At 32.5% G+C, this 20,778-nt stretch carries 21 protein-coding genes; 8 read left to right on the top strand and 13 right to left on the bottom strand.

All coding sequences use genetic code 11. The features are described from left to right. Positions 1-39: 39 nt before the first annotated feature. A complete protein-coding gene (gene dat / locus B7R67_RS05885) occupies positions 40-924 on the top strand; it encodes a D-amino-acid transaminase (RefSeq protein ID WP_088068464.1) in 885 nt (294 codons plus the stop codon). Positions 925-1,031: 107 nt separating this feature from the next. On the opposite strand, the gene deoC is transcribed toward dat, so the two are convergent. After that, positions 1,032-1,691: a deoxyribose-phosphate aldolase gene (gene deoC, locus B7R67_RS05890; protein ID WP_088068466.1), complete on the bottom strand. Its 660-nt coding sequence runs from the start codon at positions 1,689-1,691 to the stop codon at positions 1,032-1,034. A gap of 494 nt (positions 1,692-2,185) precedes the next feature. Continuing rightward, complete coding sequence (gene pdxR, locus B7R67_RS05895; RefSeq protein ID WP_088068467.1) at positions 2,186-3,616, bottom strand: MocR-like pyridoxine biosynthesis transcription factor PdxR; 1,431 nt, start codon at positions 3,614-3,616, stop codon at positions 2,186-2,188. Between the two features lie 470 nt (positions 3,617-4,086). Between pdxR and qoxA the strand changes: the two genes are divergently transcribed. The 5 genes from qoxA to ytzI all read left to right on the top strand — a co-directional run bounded on the left by qoxA (position 4,087) and on the right by ytzI (position 8,076). Next, positions 4,087-4,995: a cytochrome aa3 quinol oxidase subunit II gene (gene qoxA, locus B7R67_RS05900; protein WP_088068469.1), complete on the top strand. Its 909-nt coding sequence runs from the start codon at positions 4,087-4,089 to the stop codon at positions 4,993-4,995. Positions 4,996-5,056: 61 nt separating this feature from the next. After that, positions 5,057-7,000 carry a cytochrome aa3 quinol oxidase subunit I gene (gene qoxB, locus B7R67_RS05905; protein ID WP_088068471.1) on the top strand — a complete coding sequence of 648 codons (1,944 nt, stop codon included), beginning with the start codon at positions 5,057-5,059 and terminating at the stop codon, positions 6,998-7,000. A 2-nt stretch (positions 7,001-7,002) separates the two neighbouring features. Further along, positions 7,003-7,599: a cytochrome aa3 quinol oxidase subunit III gene (qoxC, locus tag B7R67_RS05910; RefSeq protein WP_088068473.1), complete on the top strand. Its 597-nt coding sequence runs from the start codon at positions 7,003-7,005 to the stop codon at positions 7,597-7,599. A gap of 3 nt (positions 7,600-7,602) precedes the next feature. Then, positions 7,603-7,887 (top strand): cytochrome aa3 quinol oxidase subunit IV, encoded by a 285-nt coding sequence (gene qoxD / locus B7R67_RS05915; RefSeq protein WP_088068475.1) that lies wholly within the window; start codon positions 7,603-7,605, stop codon positions 7,885-7,887. A gap of 48 nt (positions 7,888-7,935) precedes the next feature. Then, on the top strand, positions 7,936-8,076 hold the full coding sequence (ytzI, locus tag B7R67_RS05920) for a YtzI protein (RefSeq protein WP_088068477.1): 141 nt from the start codon (positions 7,936-7,938) through the stop codon (positions 8,074-8,076). 26 nt (positions 8,077-8,102) lie between these two features. Here the strand turns inward: ytzI and B7R67_RS05925 are convergent, their stop codons facing one another. The 5 genes from B7R67_RS05925 to B7R67_RS05945 all read right to left on the bottom strand — a co-directional run bounded on the left by B7R67_RS05925 (position 8,103) and on the right by B7R67_RS05945 (position 12,429). After that, the gene (locus B7R67_RS05925; protein ID WP_088068479.1) at positions 8,103-9,332 is read right to left on the bottom strand and encodes an ABC transporter permease; all 1,230 of its coding nucleotides are present in this window, start codon (positions 9,330-9,332) and stop codon (positions 8,103-8,105) included. Next, positions 9,333-10,217 (bottom strand): ABC transporter ATP-binding protein, encoded by an 885-nt coding sequence (locus tag B7R67_RS05930; RefSeq protein ID WP_088068481.1) that lies wholly within the window; start codon positions 10,215-10,217, stop codon positions 9,333-9,335. It abuts the gene before it with no gap. A gap of 178 nt (positions 10,218-10,395) precedes the next feature. Next, positions 10,396-10,797: a DUF350 domain-containing protein gene (locus tag B7R67_RS05935; RefSeq protein WP_088068483.1), complete on the bottom strand. Its 402-nt coding sequence runs from the start codon at positions 10,795-10,797 to the stop codon at positions 10,396-10,398. Between the two features lie 25 nt (positions 10,798-10,822). Next, positions 10,823-12,067, bottom strand: coding sequence for a glutathionylspermidine synthase family protein (locus B7R67_RS05940; RefSeq protein WP_088068485.1), 1,245 nt, complete (start codon positions 12,065-12,067; stop codon positions 10,823-10,825). Positions 12,068-12,069: 2 nt separating this feature from the next. After that, positions 12,070-12,429: an aminotransferase yhxA gene (locus tag B7R67_RS05945; RefSeq protein ID WP_088068487.1), complete on the bottom strand. Its 360-nt coding sequence runs from the start codon at positions 12,427-12,429 to the stop codon at positions 12,070-12,072. Between the two features lie 240 nt (positions 12,430-12,669). Here B7R67_RS05945 and B7R67_RS05950 point away from each other — a divergent pair, with 240 nt between their 5' ends. Further along, positions 12,670-13,110 (top strand): hypothetical protein, encoded by a 441-nt coding sequence (locus tag B7R67_RS05950; RefSeq protein WP_088068489.1) that lies wholly within the window; start codon positions 12,670-12,672, stop codon positions 13,108-13,110. Positions 13,111-13,152: 42 nt separating this feature from the next. Here B7R67_RS05950 and B7R67_RS05955 read toward each other — a convergent pair whose 3' ends face one another. The 6 genes from B7R67_RS05955 to zapA form a co-directional block, all read right to left on the bottom strand. Beyond that, positions 13,153-13,608 carry a GNAT family N-acetyltransferase gene (locus tag B7R67_RS05955; protein WP_088068491.1) on the bottom strand — a complete coding sequence of 152 codons (456 nt, stop codon included), beginning with the start codon at positions 13,606-13,608 and terminating at the stop codon, positions 13,153-13,155. 8 nt (positions 13,609-13,616) lie between these two features. Further along, a complete protein-coding gene (locus B7R67_RS05960) occupies positions 13,617-14,483 on the bottom strand; it encodes an alpha/beta hydrolase (RefSeq protein ID WP_088068493.1) in 867 nt (288 codons plus the stop codon). Positions 14,484-14,725: 242 nt separating this feature from the next. Further along, a complete protein-coding gene (locus B7R67_RS05965) occupies positions 14,726-17,080 on the bottom strand; it encodes an endonuclease MutS2 (protein ID WP_088068495.1) in 2,355 nt (784 codons plus the stop codon). A 13-nt stretch (positions 17,081-17,093) separates the two neighbouring features. Continuing rightward, the gene (polX, locus tag B7R67_RS05970) at positions 17,094-18,827 is read right to left on the bottom strand and encodes a DNA polymerase/3'-5' exonuclease PolX (protein WP_208615631.1); all 1,734 of its coding nucleotides are present in this window, start codon (positions 18,825-18,827) and stop codon (positions 17,094-17,096) included. A gap of 48 nt (positions 18,828-18,875) precedes the next feature. Further along, the gene (locus B7R67_RS05975) at positions 18,876-19,403 is read right to left on the bottom strand and encodes a CvpA family protein (protein ID WP_088068499.1); all 528 of its coding nucleotides are present in this window, start codon (positions 19,401-19,403) and stop codon (positions 18,876-18,878) included. Continuing rightward, complete coding sequence (gene zapA, locus B7R67_RS05980; protein ID WP_235822101.1) at positions 19,396-19,683, bottom strand: cell division protein ZapA; 288 nt, start codon at positions 19,681-19,683, stop codon at positions 19,396-19,398. The genes B7R67_RS05975 and zapA overlap by 8 nt, the downstream gene beginning before the upstream one ends. Positions 19,684-19,785: 102 nt before the next feature. Here zapA and rnhC point away from each other — a divergent pair, with 102 nt between their 5' ends. Then, the gene (rnhC, locus tag B7R67_RS05985) at positions 19,786-20,712 is read left to right on the top strand and encodes a ribonuclease HIII (protein WP_088068502.1); all 927 of its coding nucleotides are present in this window, start codon (positions 19,786-19,788) and stop codon (positions 20,710-20,712) included. Positions 20,713-20,778 lie beyond the last annotated feature (66 nt).

A 20,778-nucleotide genomic window follows, 5' to 3' on the forward strand; every position in this document is an offset into this window, starting at 1 on the left:
GAGGTGCCCCAACAGTCTGAATTAGGGAGTGAGTATCATATGAAAACAAAGGTACTATTAAACAACCGTATTGTCGATTTAAAATCAGCAAATGTAAATATTTTAGATCGTGGTTATCAATTTGGAGACGGGGTTTATGAGGTTATTCGTTTTTTCAACAAGTCTTATTTTGAACTCGAAGCCCATCTAATTCGCTTGAAAGAAAGCTGTGAAAAAATCTCAATTCCTTTTAAAATGCATCTCAAAAAGCTTGAAAGTGATTTAGTTTATTTAATGAACACTTGTGATTATGATAATGGATATGTTTATATTCAAATCAGTAGAGGAGTTATGAATCGAAACCATATTTACCTAGATGAGCCTAACTTAAAACCTCAATTGATTGCTTATACAGTAAGAGAAGATCATAGACCTTTACAGCATATGACTAATGGAATTACTGCATACTTAACTGACGATATTAGATGGCTCCGTTGTGATATAAAAAGTTTGAATTTGTTAGGCAGTGTTTTAGCCAAAAATGAAGCTTATGCTAAAGGTGCAAAAGAAGCAATATTGCATAGAGATGGAATTGTTACAGAAGGTTCAGCTACGAATGTTTTTATTGTTAAAAACGCTACCTTATATACACATCCTGCAAATCACCTAATTCTTAATGGCATTACCCGAAGAGTAATACTTGAAATTGCAAAAAAAGAAAAGATCGAAGTTAAAGAGATCCCGTTTTCAATTGATGAACTGTTAAATGCAGATGAAGCTTTTACATCAGCATCTGTATCTGATATCTTACCTGTAACTTCAGTTTTAATCGATGAAAAATCTTATTCTATTGGTCTAGGTATACGTGGAATAATAACAAAGAGAATTCAAGACGCCTATACTAATTTAATTGAAAAAATCCCACAGGATCAGTCAACTAACTAAATTTCTCGAAAAATAAAAAATTACACCATAATTGTTTTTCTACTAATAATTATGGTGTAATTTTTATTGTTATAGTTCCTACATCAATTGATTATATTAATAATTTATCAAATGATTTTTTTCAGTTCATTAAATATTTTCAGTGCAGAACTTGTTCCAATTCTTGTCGCACCCGCTTCGACCATTGCTTTTATATCACCTAGATTACTTACACCACCAGATGCTTTTACTCCAACTGAAGTACCAACTGTTTCTCTCATTAGTGAAACATCATTAATTGTAGCTCCAAATAAAGAGAATCCAGTCGAAGTTTTAACATAGTCTGCTCCTGCTTTAACCGATAACTCACACGCTATTCGCTTTTCTTCATCAGTCAATAAACATGCTTCTATAATGACTTTAACTAATGCTTTTCCTCTCGCAGTTTCTACTACATTATTGATATCTTTTTCAACAAGATCGTAATTTTGACCTTTTAGCGCTCCGATATTAATAACCATATCAATTTCTGTGGCACCATTTTCAATTGCATTTTTTGTTTCAAACGCTTTTGTTTCAGGTGTATTGGATCCTAGTGGAAATCCAATTACTGTACATACATTTACCTTAGATTTACTTAAAAGCTTCGATGATAATTTTACCCATGTAGGATTTACACATACAGAAGCAAATCCGTTTTCCATCGCTTCATAACATAACTTAATAATCCCTACTTCATCTGTTTCTGGTGAAAGTAATGTATGGTCAATTATATTTTTATATTCCAATTTTTCTTGCCTCTTTTCTGAGATTGTAATTCAATGATGACTCTAAAGATTCTATTTCTTAATACTCTAATGTGAATCTACTTTATATTAATAGTAAATTTGAATTGTGAATATTTAATACGGTAATATAAAATTTAACGTTATGAATTTGTGGATGATTGCCACAACTTAATTATAAGAAATTCTTTAATTTTTAAACCATCCAATCTACTACTTTATTGCTCATCCAATTAACTATTTTTGGAATAAATATGGACATTAGAAATGGCAACTTTTTAGGCAAGATGCAAAAAAAGTCTCTATTAATTCCCTGTAAATAAATCCTATCCTTGACTTTCCTGCCCTATTCTTCCTTTTCCTGCTCTTTCAATGTCTTTAAATATCTATACATAAATTCTATTAAATAATTTTTTTCGAAAATGGCTCTTGTATAATATCAACTATTAACATTAACTGAGCAAAAAAAAATCATGATTAATCATGATTCTTAAATGTTAAAGATTATTCAGAGCTTGAGTAAATCTTTTGATTCCTTCATCTATCGACTTCTCATCTTCTCTTGCATAAGTAAATCGAACAAACCCCTTTTTGGATCCCATTGTTGAACCGGGTGCAAAAATAACCCCTCGTTTGATTGATTCCTCTAATAATTTCACTTCATTTACTTCTTTTTTTAATTTACACCATAAATGAACACCTCCTTGAGGAACATTAAATTCTACTTTATCTTTCAAGTAAAATTGAAGGCTTTTTACAATTTGATCCCTTCGTTTTTCGAGTTGTTTTACTAAATTATTGATATGGTTATTAAAATATTCTGCTTCTAAAAAATCATTGGCAATCCATTGTGTAAATCCAGAGTGTCCAAAATCTATTTGTTGTTTAGCATCCGATAATCTTTCTATTACAGCTGATGGACCAATTATCCATCCAATACGTAATCCAGAAGCGACGATTTTTGATAATGAGCTAATATATAAAACATTTCCGTTTTCATCCATTGATTTTAATGTTGCTACTTTTTCACCTGTATACGACGTTAAACTATATGGATCATCTTCAATTACAGGTATCCCTAATTCTGATGAAATATTTAAAATTGCTTTACGACGTTCCATACTAAGATTCGTTCCAGTTGGGTTTTGAAAAGTCGGATTTAAGAAAAGCATTCTGATCCGATGCTTTTTATGTAATTCAATAACATCCCCTGGATTTATGCCATTTTCATCTACCGATAATAAATATGGCTTAACTCCTGCAGATTTAAAAATTGGTAAACTATATGCATATGAAGGATCTTCAATAGCGATTGAATCTCCAGGTTTAAGCAAGCATTGAACAACTAAAAATAATGCTTGTTGTGCTCCAGATGTAATTAATATTGATGAAGAATTTGTGTCTATCTTTCTATAATGTTTAACATGCTTAGTTATTGTCTCTCTTAATATTTTATATCCTTGTGGATGATCATATCCGAGACTCCCAATAAATGATCTCGTTGAAGTAATTTCTCTTAATGCATTCAACGGAAATAGATCCTCTGATAATTCCCCACTTGCTAAATTAATCAGTTTATCCTCAACTGTTTTCTGACGAATTCTTTGCGTAACAGGTAAATTCGGTAAAAAAGAACCCCCTTCAACATATCTGTTCCAACTTGGTATTCGCTTTCTCGTAATCCCCCATATATCCTTGCTAATTGTTGTTCCACTTCCTCTGTTTCTTTCAATTAAACCAAGCGATTCCAGCTCATCATACGTTGCAACAACTGTACTTCGATTGATATTAAATTCTTTTGCTAAAAGTCTTTCAGAAGGAAGTGGTTTATCTGGTGGAAAGGAACCATTAACAATTCCTTCTTCGATAAATTCTGCAAGTTGTTTATAGATTGCTTTTTTTGCACTGCGATCTGGTTTCCATTCCATCGACGACATTCCTTTAATTTTTCTTTAAATTTTTTATTCTAAATCCATAATTTTAAACTTGTAATGAAATCAATAAATTAACATAAAGTTTGTTGTGACAAAGCAACGATCTATTAGAAAAATTCAATAATTAAATAAGTATAGTACATTTCCTAAGTTTACTAACCATCCAATTCCTCATTAAATTTACCATCCATTTAATCATATTGTGTCTTTTATAGTTAAAATTGGAAATTTAGAATTTATTAAAAATCAATATTATCAAAGTGCGAACTCTTATTTCCGATAAAAAAACCGGCTCAAATACTGCTAAATTAACTTTTTTAGTGATTGTGAACGTTCCGTGACATATTTCACATTTCATTGACTTTCAATTTTTATGGCTCTAATATGAGGACGAATTGTGAATCAAATACACAAAAGTCATGACGTTATGAAAAAGCTAGACAAAAATGAAAAGGAGTTTGTTCATGAAATACAAATGGACTACATTAACAGTTCTTATTTCCATTCTCACTTTGTTAACTGGGTGCGAACCACTTATGGTTCTGAATCCTAAAGGTCCTCAAGCGCAAACCCAGGCTAATGATATTATGCTATCCATATGGATTATGTCTTTTATCGTCTTAGTTGTGTTTCTCATGTTAGCCTATATGTTAATTCGTTTTAGAGCATCAAAGCAGAGAAATGATTATGAGCCACCTAACATAAAAGGGAGTTTGCTTGTAGAATTAGTTTGTGTTGGTATTCCAATATTAATTATCATTTTTCTTTCTGTAGTATCTGTTCAGAGTAACAAAAAAGTTGAGTCTCAGCCTACAGGTTATGGAAATAAAAAACCTTTAATTATTTATGCTACATCATCTAATTGGAAATGGCACTTTAGTTATCCAAGTGAAAATATTGAGACAGTTAATTACTTATATATACCAACTGATCGACCACTTGAGTTTAAACTGTATTCAGATGGACCAATTACAAGTTTTTGGATTCCACAACTAGGGGGACAAAAATATGCAATGTCTGATATGGTCACTACATTGCACTTAGCTGCAGATGTTCCAGGTGAATATATGGGACGAAATGCCAATTTCAGCGGAAAAGGATTTGCTGAAAATACATTTAACGTCAATGCAGTAAAACAAAAAGACTTTGATAAATGGGTAAAAGACGTTAAAGCTACTGCCGAGCCATTAACGAAAGAAACATTTACACAACTTTTAAAACCTGGTCATCTTGGACAATTAACATTCACAGGTACTCACTTAAAATACTTACCACCAAATGAATCTCACCATACAAAACAAGAAATGGGATCAATGATGAATATGGAACATGAGAAAAATAAAAGTGAGCAAACGGATCATTCTAACCGTTAGATGTTTGAAAATTTGGAAAACAACATTAGAAATTTTATTTCCGAAAGGAGCTTCGTAAAATATGAATTACTTCGATCGATTCGCTATACCCCATGCAAGTTTAGCAATTTACGCATCAATGATTGCGATTGGTGTGACGGTAATTGCGATTCTTGCAGGATTAACCTATTTTAAGAAATGGGGTTATTTATGGAGAGAGTGGTTAACGACTGTTGATCATAAACGAATTGGTATTATGTATTTACTATCGGCATTACTTATGTTATTTCGTGGTGGTGTTGATGCATTAATGATGAGAGCTCAAACCGCAGTTCCTGAAAATCATTTGTTAGATGCACAGCACTATAACGAGGTCTTTACTACACATGGCCTAGTTATGATTATATTTATGGCGATGCCTTTCATATATGCATTAATGAATTTCGTAGTTCCACTTCAAATTGGAGCACGTGACGTTGCTTTTCCGCGGCTAAATGCATTAAGTTTCTGGTTATTTTTTATGGGGGCGATGCTCTTAAACATTTCTTTCGTAATTGGGGGATCACCTGACGCAGGCTGGACTTCTTATTTCCCACTTGCTGGAAATGAATTAAGTAAATCTGTCGGTACCAATTATTACATGATCGCACTTCAAATCGCAGGACTTGGTACGTTAATTTCCGGTATCAACTTTATCACGACAATTCTTAAAATGAGAGCACCAAGTATCACATTGATGAAAATGCCTATTTTCTCATGGTCAGCTCTAGTTGCTAACGTGATTGTTGTATTTGCTTTTCCGATTTTAACAGTAGCTCTTTTAATGGGAACAATGGATCGACTATTTGGTACAAATTTCTTTACTACTACAAATGGTGGCATGGATATGCTTTGGGCAAACCTTTTCTGGGCGTGGGGGCATCCAGAGGTTTATATTTTAATATTACCAGCATTCGGAGTATACAGTGAGATCATTTCAACCTTTGCTCGCCGTAATCTTTATGGATATAAATCAATGGTAGCTTCAATGGTTATTATATCATTCCTTTCTTTCCTTGTATGGACACATCATTTTTTTACGATGGGTCAAGGGGCTTTAACAAACAGCATTTTTTCGATCACAACTATGGCAATAGCCATTCCAACCGGTGTTAAAATTTTCAACTGGTTATTTACTCTTTGGCGAGGAAAAATCAAATTTACAGTTCCAATGCTCTATTCTGTCGGTTTTATTCCGATTTTCACAATCGGTGGTGTTACTGGTGTAATGTTAGGGATGTCTGCTGCAGACTATCAATATCATAATACAATGTTCCTTGTAGCTCATTTCCATTACACGATTATTCCTGGTGTAGTGTTTGCTATGATTGCAGGAATCACATATTGGTGGCCTAAAATGTTCGGTTTCATGCTAAACGAGCGCATTGGGAAATGGGCGTTTTGGTTTATTGCAATTAGCTTTAATGTAACATTTTTCCCCATGTTCTTTACAGGTTTAAATGGGCAAGCTCGACGAATGTACGCTTACTCAGAATCAACTGGATTTGGACCTTTAAATTTCGTTTCATTTATTGGGGCCATTGGATTAGCTATAGGATTTATACTGATTGTTTATAACATTTATTATAGTACTCGTTACGCATCTAGAAATATTAGCTCTGATCCTTGGGATGCCCGTACGCTAGAATGGGCTACTCACAGTCCAGTACCAGATTATAACTTTGCAATACTGCCTGAAGCAGATTCAATTGAAGCTTTCTGGGATGCTAAAAAAACAGAGAAATCATTATTTAATGGGGAATATAAGAAAATTCATATGCCTAACAACAGCGGCGCTCCTTTTATTTTAAGTTGTCTAATCTTCATATGGGGATTTACGTTTATTTTCAGTATGTGGATTCCTTTAATCGTATCTACAATTAGTATTTTTGGATTTTTGGCCTACCGTTCATTCACAATTGATAATGGCTATTACATTCCTGTAGATAAAATTGTTGAAAAAGAAAAAGAATTGCGAGGTGCTTAATCTTGAAATTAGAAAACTCGCTACCATTAGAGTATAGAACCGAACAAAATCAAATTAATATACTAGGTTTTTGGATCTTTCTTGGAGCAGAAATCATGCTTTTCGGTACATTGTTTGCATCGTATTTCACTTTAGTTCACCGAACTGATAACGGGCCAACAGGTGCACAAATTTTTGAATTAAGTCCGGTATTAATTGAAACGTTTGTACTACTAACATCTAGTTTTGTGATTGGATTATGCGTTCATGCAATGCGATTAGGTCGAAAAAAACCTTTAATGGTTTTTCTTGCAGTCACACTTCTATTAGGTTTAGTTTTTTTAGGCTTCGAAATTACTGAGTTTATGCACTATATTCATATCGGTGCAGACCTTCAAACTAGCGCCTTTACTGCAATACTTATGACTACTTTAGGAACTCACGGAGCTCACGTTACATTTGGCTTTTTCTGGGGTTTATTTCTTCTCCTACAGGTTAAAAAACGTGGTCTGACTCCTGAAACAGCTAATAAAACATTTATCTTCTCACTTTATTGGCATTTCTTAGACGTAGTTTGGATCTTTATTTTCAGCTTTGTGTATTTGAAAGGATTGATGTAACAGATGAGAGAACTATTTCCCCTGAAACAAATCAAAGGCTTTGCCTTCTCATTAATTCTTACTGGAGTCGCTCTTGTAGTCTATTTCTTCAAGCTGTCATTTACAGTTGGAATGACCATCTTGCTAATTACAGCATTTTTTCAAGCTGGGCTTCAATTAGTTGTTTTTATGCACGCGGGTGAAACCAATGATAAACGTGCTATTTATACGAACATCTATTATGCTCTTTCTATCGCATTAGTTACTGTATTTGGCACTTTACTATGTATGATTTGGGGTTATTTATAAGAAAGGCAATTTTTATTAAATACCATGAAATAAAATGGAGGTTATATAATGACAGGCGTATATATCGTTAGTGGGATTATTATTTTTGTGGTGTTTGGAGCTTTTGTATTATCTGTAAATAAAGGTTATGGTGTTAAACATACGATTGATAAAATAGACAAAAATACTATTCATGATCCTAAGGAATAAAAAAGGATGCCATAGGCATCCTTTTTTTATTGTCTTTTTAATAACCTAGCTACATCTTTCCATTTCACTTTTTCACTATAATACATTACCCCGTTTACATAAATACGACTAGCAATACGAGTTAAGATCAAAATTGTTACGATTAAGATTAAAATACTAGCACTTATTTCTATAAAATTCATTTCTCCGCTTACAAATCTAGAAAATGCTACAAGTGGTGCAAAAAAAGGAATGTATGAGCTAATTTGAACAAATGTTCCATTTGGGTTTACTAATGCATTAATACTAATAAAGAACGCTGCTACAACTAAAAATGTCACTGGCATCAGAACCATTTGAAGTTCTTCCGTTCTTGAAACAACTGACCCAATTGCAGCATAAAGTAATCCATAAATTAAATATCCTAGCATGAAATAAACGACAAAAGCGATAATAGTTGGTGCATCTAATGCTTCTAAATCAATTTTCATCCCAATGAATGAAATTGCATTAGTATTCACCCACCCTAATAAATTAGCAAATAAAAATCCTATTCCTAATACAATTAATTGAGTGCAAGCTACAAAGAATACTGCAATGACTCTTCCATATAAAGTCACGACAGGACTTACTTTCGGTAGTATTACTTCCATTACCCTAGAAGACTTTTCAGCTACAATTCCTGTTGCAATTGAGTTTCCATAAATTAGTAGAAACATATAGAGTAAAAATCCAAAAAAGTAAGCTATTCCGAATGTTGCCATCGGATTTTTTAGTACATTTTCATTAACTTCTACTTTTTGTAATAACTTTGCTGCTGATTCAGGCGAAAGCTTTAAGTCTTGGGCCGTTTTATTTAAGTAATTTTGTTGCAATGTCATATTTAACACTGAAAGAGCTTCACTATTTGAAAACTTTTTATATGTATATTGAATTGACGGTACATTATTCTTTTCGGAAATTATCATTAGCCCATCAATTGAACCTTCTTCAACTTGTTTTTTTAAATTCTTTTCTTTCGTTGAATCACCTTGCTCTAATTTAGCAGTTTTAATTGTTTTATTTAAATCCGTAGGATCTAATGAGTAATTAACTGATTTATTTATTAAAACAATTTTATCTTTATCCTTGTTATCTTTTTCCGTACTCGCAAAATACTTTTGTACTCCAAATATTCCAACGACTAATACGAATAAAATAACACTCATAATCATAGTCGCTCTAGCCATCAGACCTTCACGTAAATGAAATAAAAAGACCGTACTAAATTTCTTCATTTATTTCGCCCTCTCTATAAAGATATCATTTAGTGTAGGCTCTAATAATTGAAACTTCTTAATAGAACCCAAGTCCGACTTAATACGATTTAAAATCATAAAAGCTTCCTCATCATTTTTCACTTTTACGTAAATTCCTAATTGCTTTTGTTCATAATTTAAATTATTTGAATCCAGTAACTGTCTGATCGACTCGATATCCTCTAAAATTAAATTTCTATAGCCATATTCTTCTTTTAATCTACTTAAACTACCTTCCGCGACTACATTTCCATTCTTAAGAATACAAACATGTTCGCAAAAAGCTTCAACTTGATCCATACGGTGGCTCGATAATATAACCGTTTTCCCAGCCTGAATTTGTTCGGTAATGATTGAGGCCATTAGCTCCGCATTAACTGGATCTAGCCCACTAAAAGGCTCATCTAAAATAATTAACTCAGGGTTATGTAATAAAGTTACAATTAATTGAATTTTTTGTTGATTACCTTTTGAAAGCTCTCCAGCCTTTTTGTTTCGATAATGTGGTATTTCTAAACGATCTAACCAATACGTTATTGCTTCATCAACCTCTTTATTAGACATACCTTCTAATTTCCCAAAATATTTAAGCTGATCATTTACCTTACTTTTTGTAAATAAACCTCTTTCTTCTGGTAAATAGCCTATCTTAACCTTAGAATTTTTAAATGGGCTACCATCCCAAGTTATTTCTCCGTTTGTAGGTGTAAGAAGCCCTATTAACATTTTTATAGTTGTTGTTTTTCCCGCTCCATTCCTACCTAATAAGCCTAATACACTTCCTGTAGGCAAAGTTAATGACAATTGATTAACGGCATTTGTAGTTCCAAAACTTTTAGAAAGTTGCTTAATTTCTAATGTCATACCTTTTCCCCTTTCTGTAGTTTAAAACAAGATTTAACTTACTCTTGTAAAACTATTTAACAGTATTACTTATATTATTAAGCATACATATAATTATATTTTAATAAAAGGAAAAATTTGTAAATTGTTAAAGATTGTAGAAAAAGAGAATGCTATTTTAGCATTCTCTCTGTACTAATTAATATGAAATACTTCCTGAAATTAATAATCCAACTGTAACACTTAACGTGAATAATAAAATAGCTACTGCAATATTTCCCTCTTCAACCTTTTTAGCAAATGATACTTTTGGAAATAATATAAATTCAGCAATCCAATATGTAACCATTTGAGCTAAGACACCAATTAAGCTCCAAATAATAAAGTCTGTGAAACTTACTGAATACTTTGCGGAAGACATAATGACAATTGCTAACCCAACTAGCTTCCCAGCTAATTTTAATGCAACAGCAATATTGCCATCCTCTAATATTAATTTTTGCTCACTCATTTTTGTGCTAAAAGTAAATGCTATAAATCCAATAAATAAGAGAATTAGTCCTGAACCTAAATAAAGCAATGTACTAACGAAACTTTCCATTTAATTTCTCAACTCCTGACTAACTTTATTTTTCATCATCAACAATTCCTACGGGTAAAAAACAACTTTCATTACCGGTAATAATATTTCCTGCACGGACACCAATGGCACCATATTCTTCTTTAATTAGAAAACTACCTACCAATATATGTAAATCTAACATTCCTTCGGGGGTCATAACTTTTCTCTTCGGTAAAGGCGCAAATTGTTGATATACCATTACTTGATCCCGATAATTATTTTCTTTACTTTGTTGGTAAATTCCATCATTTATAATCTTGATTGAATCTCCTTCACGACCGAATGCTGGTTTCTCAACATATGGAAGTTTATTTTCAATAAAGTAATCCGGCTCTAAGAAAGTAGGTAAGAAATATTTACGAATCATGTCATGCTCTTTGCTTGTATACACATCTGATTTTTCTAAATGTAAATTCCATATTAATGCTTGAACAGCTTTTGATTGTAGTAAAAATGAAGAAAGAGGATTAAAGATAATTAATTTACCACTTTTTACAAGCTCTAATAATGATAAACCAATTTTTGTACCATCTGGAGATTGATCCAGCTCAAGCTGTTCAATAGGATACGTTTGGCGATAAAGTATGTGTATTCTTTCCCCTTTTGGTGTATACAGTCCATCATTTTCAACGATTTGTAATTCTTCTAATGGAATTAACTGACTTTTACCTTCGTATAAAGATTGAATATACTTTGTTGTTTTCCAATCTTCTTCATGACCTCCATGAGCAGTAAAGACAATAATCGGCTGATCTAGACCTTTTATACTTTTATTCACGATTTGATTTATGACTTTAGATAATTTAAGCTCACTTTGTTCATTTGGATTTTTTAAATTGAAATAATCCGTAATAAATCCATTAACATGGTGTGTTTCCATTATAAAAGTTGGTGTATCACTATTACATTCATAATGTTTCCATCCAAATTCAGTACAAACAAGATCTATCCTTCTAATAATCCCTTCACTTTCAATCGTTTTATGACGTAAATAAGGGACAATTTCCTTCGAATAACCAAGCATATAAAAAATATCATCTGGAAGCTGCCTCATTAAACTAGCAGTCTTATCATAAATTTTACCAATTTGTTCAGTTATCAAATGAATTTCATCTACTTGCTTTTTTGTAAATGGATAGTAGTCCAATAATGCATAATATGAATCTTGTAAATCAGCCCAAAATTCTGGTAGTTTATTAAAAATTTCCTTACGCTTTTGTTGATGATTTTGCAAATTGGCATTATCCATTTTTAACCACCAAATCCTCCAAATGAGCCTTTTCCAAAACCACTTTTCTTAGAAGACGAAGTATGACCTGCATAACTACTAGAAGATTTATAGCTTTTGTATGATGGACTACCATGTAGTGCTTTTCTCGTTGGAAAAAATATCCCCCCATGATAGTAACTATGATAATAATGACTGTTATGGTCATCACATACCCAAACACCTTCGTCATCATCGAATTCCCAATCACGGCAATCGTCATTTTTCGGCTTATCCGGAATATTTGCATTTTGTGTAGAACCACAGCCGGCTAATGTACTTGCTGCTAATCCACTAGTTAATGCGATACTAACTTTTTTCATTAATAATGATGATTTTGACATATGGATCTCCCTCCACAAATTATACGTTCTATTCTATACTAAACTAACCAGACTCTTACTGTATATAAAAACTAGCAACTAGCAAAACTTGAAAAAACGAATTAACTCCCACTAATCAGATGTTCCCCTGAACAATGTTTTTTGACATTTGATTGTCCATTTAATGATATAAATTCATACAATTCTATCCTAGACTTTGTTATATACTTATGTATATACAATTTTAAAAGGAGTCTTACCATGTTTAATACAGACAATATTTTTGTTCTTGAATATCGATTAGTTGACGGTGATCTTACAAGACCTATTTACCATTTTCCTTTTTTATCAAAAGTTCAAATCTTTACAAGAAGATACTGTGATTATTTTATATTAAACGGTTTCGTATACGAGAACAGGGGCTCTTATATTGAAGAAGACCGCTATGTCATTGAAGTAATTGAATCTGACTTGGAAAACACTCCTTTTTATACCTCAAATAGACCGCTTGGAATCGAGATTAGGGATGTTGATACGTTTGAAGAGATTCATTTTTATGGAAGCGGAGATGAATCAGATCTACTTTCGTGGCTTCAATCAACATATCTCACAATCGATCATCAAGTTTATGAGCAAATTTCTAATGAAGTTGATCAAGACCGTGATACTTACGTTATGTATGTGAAACCTTATATAGAATAATAAAAAGAGCTAACTAAGTTTCTAATCCTAGTTAGCTCTTTTCTATATATTTAGTTCAAGCTTCATCAAGTCTTTACATTGTAACCCATTTTCCCATATTTCCTCTTCATAATGATGAATAAAAAAATCATGAAAAATTGTTGTTAATTGAAATCCACATTTTTGATACAATGCTATTTGGTAAATACTTGAATTACCAGTACATATTGAAATTTTAGAATAACCTAGTTTCTTAGATTCCCTTATTCCTAATTGGATTAAACTTTTTCCAATCCCTTTCCCTTGAAAGGATGGATCGACTGCAATATTTTTTATTTCAGTCTCATGATTAGAATTCTCTACTAGAACCATTACACCTACAACTAAATTTTCTATAACCGATTCATAAATATTACTCTTATGAATATATTCATCTACCATTTTTTTTGACGGATCAGCTAGTAACAAAAGCTTCCAATGTTCATCTGTTAGAGAATGCACTTCTTTTAAATGAATCATTTGTTTCCCTACTTTTTTAATCTGGCTTTTAAATAATTTATCGTATCATTCGTAGATTTTTGTATCGAAAGATTCGTAAATCCATGATTTCCGTTCTTGAGAGCAATCAAAGTAACCATTTTTGGATTCTTTTTAGCGAATCTTTCCGACTGACTAAAAGGAACAAGCTTATCGCCTGTACCATGTACTATAAAAATTGGAATTTTGGTATGTTCTACATATTGTATTGGACTCATTCGATTATACTCATCTGTCATTTGCCCTACGGTACTGTTCATATATTTATCAACAATTTCTGTACTTCTAGAAGAAGGTGATTGATTCATAGTTGTTAAATCTGATATAGGATACCAAGCTATTATATACTTTAATTTATTTTGTATATCAGGCTGAAGACCAGTTAATAAGGCTAAATGACCTCCAGCTGAAGCACCTGCCAAACCGATTTGCTTTCGATCAATTCCTAATTCAGTTGAATTTTTATAAATAAAATTTATTGCCGTTTTCACATCACGTACAGGAAAATCATAAGAATAATTTTCTTTAGAATAAAGTGTATAATCAATACTAATTGCAGTATAGCCATCATTCACAATTTCATTAAAAATCGTTTTCCAGCGTTTGTTTAACTCTTTGCTTCCATACCTCCAAGAACCACCATGAACAAATATTAACGTAGGTGAAGGACCACGAAAATTTTTAGACCGGTATATATCAAAGGTTTGCGGAACTTCAACAGGGTTTGTGTAACGCACATCTCTTTGTACAATAACATCTTTACTTACAATTATCTTTTTTTTAGGCTTATGATGAAAACCATTAAATCCAACAAATGCAATAACAAAGATGACTAATGCTAAAATGACTTTCTTCAATCCACTTCACCTTTCAATTAAAAAAGAGACTAACTCGATTATGTAATCTCAAATAACTTTTATGTAGAATTACTATTTTAAAACCTACATAAATCATTAAAAATACGATAATGATGATAGCCTCTAATTACTTTATTTAATAACTGTCACGTACAAAATTCCCCAAATTAGAAATACAGCACAAACTGCAAATAATATTTTTGCCAACTTTTCCATCGTAGATCCCCTTTAGACCTTTTACCTTATTTTAAATCAACTACTGTAACACCTATTCCACCTTCAGATGCTGCTCCATATCGATAGGATTTAACCGATCTGTGTTTTTTTAAGTATTCCTGTACACCTTGTCGTAATGCACCAGTTCCTTTTCCATGAATAATATTAATTCTTGGGTAACCAGCTAATAAAGCATCGTCGATATATTTTTCAACACGAATTAACGCATCTTCATATCGTTCTCCTCTTAAATCTAATTCTAGATTTACATGGAAATCCTTCCCTTTTACTGATGTTACAGTTCGTTCTTTTACTTCTTTCGGTGTACTAATATATTCAATATCATTTTCTTTAACCTTCATCTTAATAATTCCAAGCTGAACTTGCCACTCACCATCACTAATTTGTTCAAGTAGAGTACCTTTTTGATTAAAGCTTATGACTTTTACTTCGTCACCTTCACGGAGTTTTCTTTGTTTCTTTGGAGCTGCTTGAGGAATTGTTTTCTTAGGAGCATAAGGAATTGCCCCTTCTAAACGAGTTCTCGCCTCAATTAATTCATGATCCTTAATTGAAGATAACTCGCTAGCTTTTAGCTCTCTAAGTTCTTTAATAATATCCTCAGCTTCTTGTTGTGCTACTTTAATACGTTTTTTCGCTTCTTCCTGTGCACCACGATATAATTCATCACGGTGTTCGTAGAATTCCATCATCTGCTTCTGTAAGTCTTTGAAAATACGTTCTGATTCTTTACGGAAGTCTTCTGCTTCTTTCCATTCAGATTCTGCACTTTTTCTACTTGTTTCTAAAGATGCAATCATATTTTCAACTTCATTGCTTTCTTCACTTATATGATTTCTTGCTTTTTCAATTACACGATTTGATAAGCCTAATCTTCTAGAAATCTCAAAAGCATTACTTCTACCAGGAACCCCGATCAATAATCGATAAGTCGGACTTAATGTTTCTACATCAAATTCAACACTTGCATTCATCACATGCTCTCGATTGTAACTATATGCTTTAAGTTCTGGATAATGTGTAGTAGCTACTACTCTAGCTCCAAATTCACTTACTTCATCCAAGATTGAGATTGCCAAAGCTGCTCCTTCTCCAGGATCAGTTCCAGCTCCTAATTCATCAAATAAAACAAGGCTATTATGATTGACATATTTTAAGATATCTACAATGTTTACCATATGAGAAGAAAATGTACTTAAGCTCTGTTCGATTGATTGCTCATCACCAATATCAGCAAAGATTTGCTCAAATACACAAATTTCTGAACCATCTAACGCAGGAATTTGTAAACCAGATTGTGCCATTAAAACACAAATCCCGATTGTTTTTAATGTAACAGTTTTACCCCCTGTATTTGGACCAGTAATAACAATCGTTGAAAAATCCTTACCTAATTCAATATCATTTGCAACAACCACATCTCTAGGAATGAGTGGATGACGCGCTTTTTTTAATTTAAAGTATCGGTCATTGTTTAAAATTGGTTTACTTGCTTTTATAGCATGTGAATAATTTGCTTTTGCAAATAAGAAATCCATTTCAGCTAGAATTTCAACGTTTTGTAATAAATCGGCTGATGCTTCCGCTACTTGACCTGTTAATGCCATCAGTATTTTTTCAATTTCTTGCTCTTCTTTTACTTTAGCTTCTTGTAGACTATTGTTTAATGTTACTACAGCTTGTGGTTCAATGAATAACGTTTGACCAGATGAAGATTGATCATGAACAATACCACCATAAACATGGCGATACTCTTGTTTTACGGGAATAACAAAGCGGTCATTACGAATTGTAACAATCGCATCTGATAACATTTTTTGTGCATTTGTTCCTCTAGTTAAGCTTTCTAACTTTTCACGAATGCGTGCCTCAGCTGTTCGAACTTGTCCACGAATCATACGAAGTGTCACACTTGCATCATCTAAAACTTCACCATTGTCGCCAATTGCCGCTTTAATATTTTTATCTAGTTCTAGTAATGGAATAATCTGTTCGCTTAATGATTCTAAATATGGAATCTCTACTTCACTTTCGATCAGTCCTTCAATAAAGCGAATCATTTGACGTCCGGCATACGTAACACCTGAAATCGCTATTAACTCAGTTGGTGAAAGCGTACCACCAATATCTGCTCTTTTTACTTGCATTCTAATGTCAGTTAATCCACCAAGTGGAACATTCCCTCTTAGACGAATAACTTTCACTGCTTCGTCAGTTGATTCATGAAGATCGACAACTTCATCAAAATCTGTACTAGGTAAAAGGTTTTTAATCCGTTCCTTACCTAATGATGATGAAGCGTGTTTAATCAATTGCTCTTTTATTTTATCGTACTCTAAAACTCTTAACGTACGTTGCATACCCCGAACCTCCTTACACTCGACCACGTTTCCTTTCAATCAAACTTAAAAGTTCGTGTAATTCAAATGTATTTACAATATTTTCTCTTTTTAACCAAGCCTTCTTGGCCGCACTTACTCCGACAGACATATGCTCTAGCATATCAATATTATGTGCATCAGTATTAATTGATAGCATTACACCAGCTTCTTGAGCCATCATCAACATTTCTTTATTTAAATCTAATCGATTTGGATTTGCATTTAATTCTAAAATTGTACCTGTTTTTTTCGCCACAGAAATTAGTTCCTCAGCATTTACTTTATAACCAGCTCTTCTGCCAATTTTTCGACCTGTTGGATGTCCAATCATGCTAACGTAAGGATTTCTCATTGCATTTTTTAAACGCATCATGATTGTTTCTTCATCTTGACTAAAGCTAGAATGGATTGATGCAATAACAAAATCAAGTGAACGTAATACATCATCTTCGTAATCTAATGAACCATCCGGTAAAATATCCATTTCTACCCCATGAAGAATTGTAAAATCAGTGTATTTTTCATTTACACGCTGAATCTCTTCTTTTTGCTTCCATAGACGTTCAGGTGTTAAACCATTCGCTACCTTTAAATATTGTGAATGGTCTGTTATTACAATATATTTATAGCCTTTTGCACGGCACGCATCTGCCATTTCTTCAATCGAATATCCACCATCACTCCAAGTAGAGTGCATATGTAAATCAGATTTAATATCTTCTAAACGAATCAATGGATAATTATTTGTAAAGGTTGAAACTTCCTTTCCATCCTCACGAATCTCAGGCGGGAAACATGGTAAATTAAAGTGAGCATAAAAATCTTCTTCATTTTCAAACGTTAAAACCTCTCCAGTCTTAACATTCTCAACGCCATATTCACTAATTTTTTCATCACGATCTTTCGCTAATTGACGCATTGCAACATTATGGTCTTTTGAACCTGTAAAGTGGTGTAGTGTTGTTGCAAACTCCTTTGGTTGAATAATGCGGAAATCAACAGAAATCTCATATTCAACACCTTTTAATACAAGTGAAACCTTTGTATCACCTTGTGCGATTACTCGAATAATGTCAGGCATGGAAAGTAATTGTTCTTTTATGCTTTCTGGTTTCGTGGATGCGATAATAAAATCTAAATCCTTTACAGTTTCACGTACTCTTCGTAAGCTCCCTGCTCTAGAATATTTCTCTACATCATTCATTTCTGCTAAATAAGTTTCAATTTTACTAGCAATCGGTAAAACATCAGCTAACGGTAAACGTTCAGGCTGCTTTCCGAATTCTTCGATCGATTCTAAAATATTTTTCTCTGTCTTCTTCCCGAATCCAGCTAAACCTTGTAACTTACCGCTTAAACATGCTTCCTTTAACTGCTCCATGCTTTCAATTTGTAATGATTGATAAAGCTTTGCTACTTTTTTGCCACCTAATCCTGGTAGTCGTAATAAAGGCAGTAAAGTTTTCGGTAATGATTCTTGTAATTCTTCTAACACTGAACTTTTTCCAGTTTCAATGTATTCTAAAATAACTGCAGAAGTACCTTTACCAATTCCTTTTATTGCAGTGAAATCATCAATTTGCTCAAGACTTCTTTCATCCGTTTCTATTGCATTTGCTGCTTTTCGAAAGGCCGATATTTTAAAGGTATTTTCACCTTTTAATTCCATATAAGTTGCAATTTGTTCTAGTAATTTAATTAATTCCTTTTTATGCATCTTAGTCACCTACTTAATTTACTTATACCGTAAAATTTGGTTGATCGTTTCGTTCTATTAAAGAATTTCTGAGCTAGATAACCCGCTCCATAACTCCTTCAATTGACTTGATACAAATGGCGTATGTTGAACCATCACATAAGCGATATTTGATTTATGTAATAATATGTGAAGTGAATCGACTGGAATGATTAAAGCAATAAATAATGCCAGTAACGAAAACAAATAAACTTCAATAAAGCCTAAAATTCCTCCTAAGAAAGAATTCAATTGCTTTAAAACTGGTAATTGAAACACTCCGTTTAATAAAGAACCAAGAAAAGATATAACAATTCTTGTCCCAATAAACAACAATGCAAATGCAATAATTTCATAAATAAATTGCTCTACATTTACGATCTGACTTCCACTTATGTGAATTGGAAATATTTTTTTAAGCGAAGTAGCTACCTGTTCATAATAATGATAAGCTAAATATAAGGATAGTAAAAAACCTATTATGCGTATTAGACTGCTAATAAACCCTCTTTTCCATCCTGTTAAAATTCCTAAAATAAATATAATAATAATAATTAAATCAATCATCGTTGTTCTTCTCACTTTTCGTTTCTTTTTCAAGTAGTAGTTTTTCGAGCAATTCAGCTCTTTCTTGTAATTTTAGATAATCACTAACAATATTAATTGCCGTTAAAACAGCTAATTTATTTGTATCTAAAAATGGATTTTTATGATTTATTTCTTTCATTTTTTCATCTACAATTGAGGCAACACGGCGAATATGCTCAGTTGACTCATCACCAGTAATTGAGTAATGTTGCCCATAGATAGTCACATTTAGTTTTTGTTTTGATGAAGAATTGGACAACTTCATACCTCCATTCAGCTATAAACATTCTAACCTTAACTATAACATGAAATTCAATACAAACGAAAGTATTGGAAATTATACAAAATAAAGGGGAAATATATGTCAAACATTGTTTTAACTGTTTCTCAGGATACTCTTTTAAAAATGAAAGATTATTATCAAAATAGTCTTCAACCCAAAGTACCACAAGGTGGAATCTTTATGGCTAAGCCTTCAGGATGTACCATCACGGCTTATAAGTCAGGAAAGGTAATGTTTCAAGGTTCAAATTGTGATGCTGAGGCAAATAAGTGGGAAGGTAAATCTGCTACACAAGCACCTAAGAAAGTAAATACGAATTCTACTTTGCCATCTAATTTTTCTAGTCTTGCAGTCATTGGAAGCGATGAAGTAGGAACAGGTGACTACTTTGGTCCTATGACAGTAGTTGCATCCTTCGTTGAACCAAGCCAATTTGAATTATTAAAAGAATTAGGTGTAAAAGATTCTAAAGAATTAAATGACGATGAAATATGTAAAATTGCTAAAGAAATCATTCATGTTGTTACATATAGCCTTTTAGTATTACACAATGAAAAATATAATGCCATGCAGGAAAAAGGCTATAATATGAACAAATTAAAAGCTTTATTACATAATCAAGCAATTCGAAACATGATTTCAAAATTGGAAGGAAAAAAATATGATGCAATTTTAATTGATCAATTTACTCCTCCAAATTTATATTATGGTTATTTAAAAGGGACGAAAGAAGTTATTCGAGACAAAGTTCAATTCGCTACAAAAGCAGAAGGAATTCATTTATCTGTTGCTGTTTCCTCGATCCTTGCTCGTTATGCTTTCTTACAACAAATGGATCTATTAAGTGAAAAAGCTGGGATGACCCTACCTAAGGGTGCAGGTGCAAAAGTCGACCAAGCTGCTGCAAAATTTATTCGGTTAAAAGGTTTTGATGCACTTAGAAGTTTTACAAAACTACATTTTGCGAATACAGAAAAAGCAATGAAGCTTGCAAAAAAATCTTAAAAAACCAAGCAAAAATGGCAACTACGTCGAGTTTTTTTCTCCGTTGTTATATTTCTTAATGTACAA

The organism is Gottfriedia luciferensis (assembly GCF_002156865.1).
Lineage (GTDB): Bacteria > Bacillota > Bacilli > Bacillales > Bacillaceae_G > Gottfriedia > Gottfriedia luciferensis.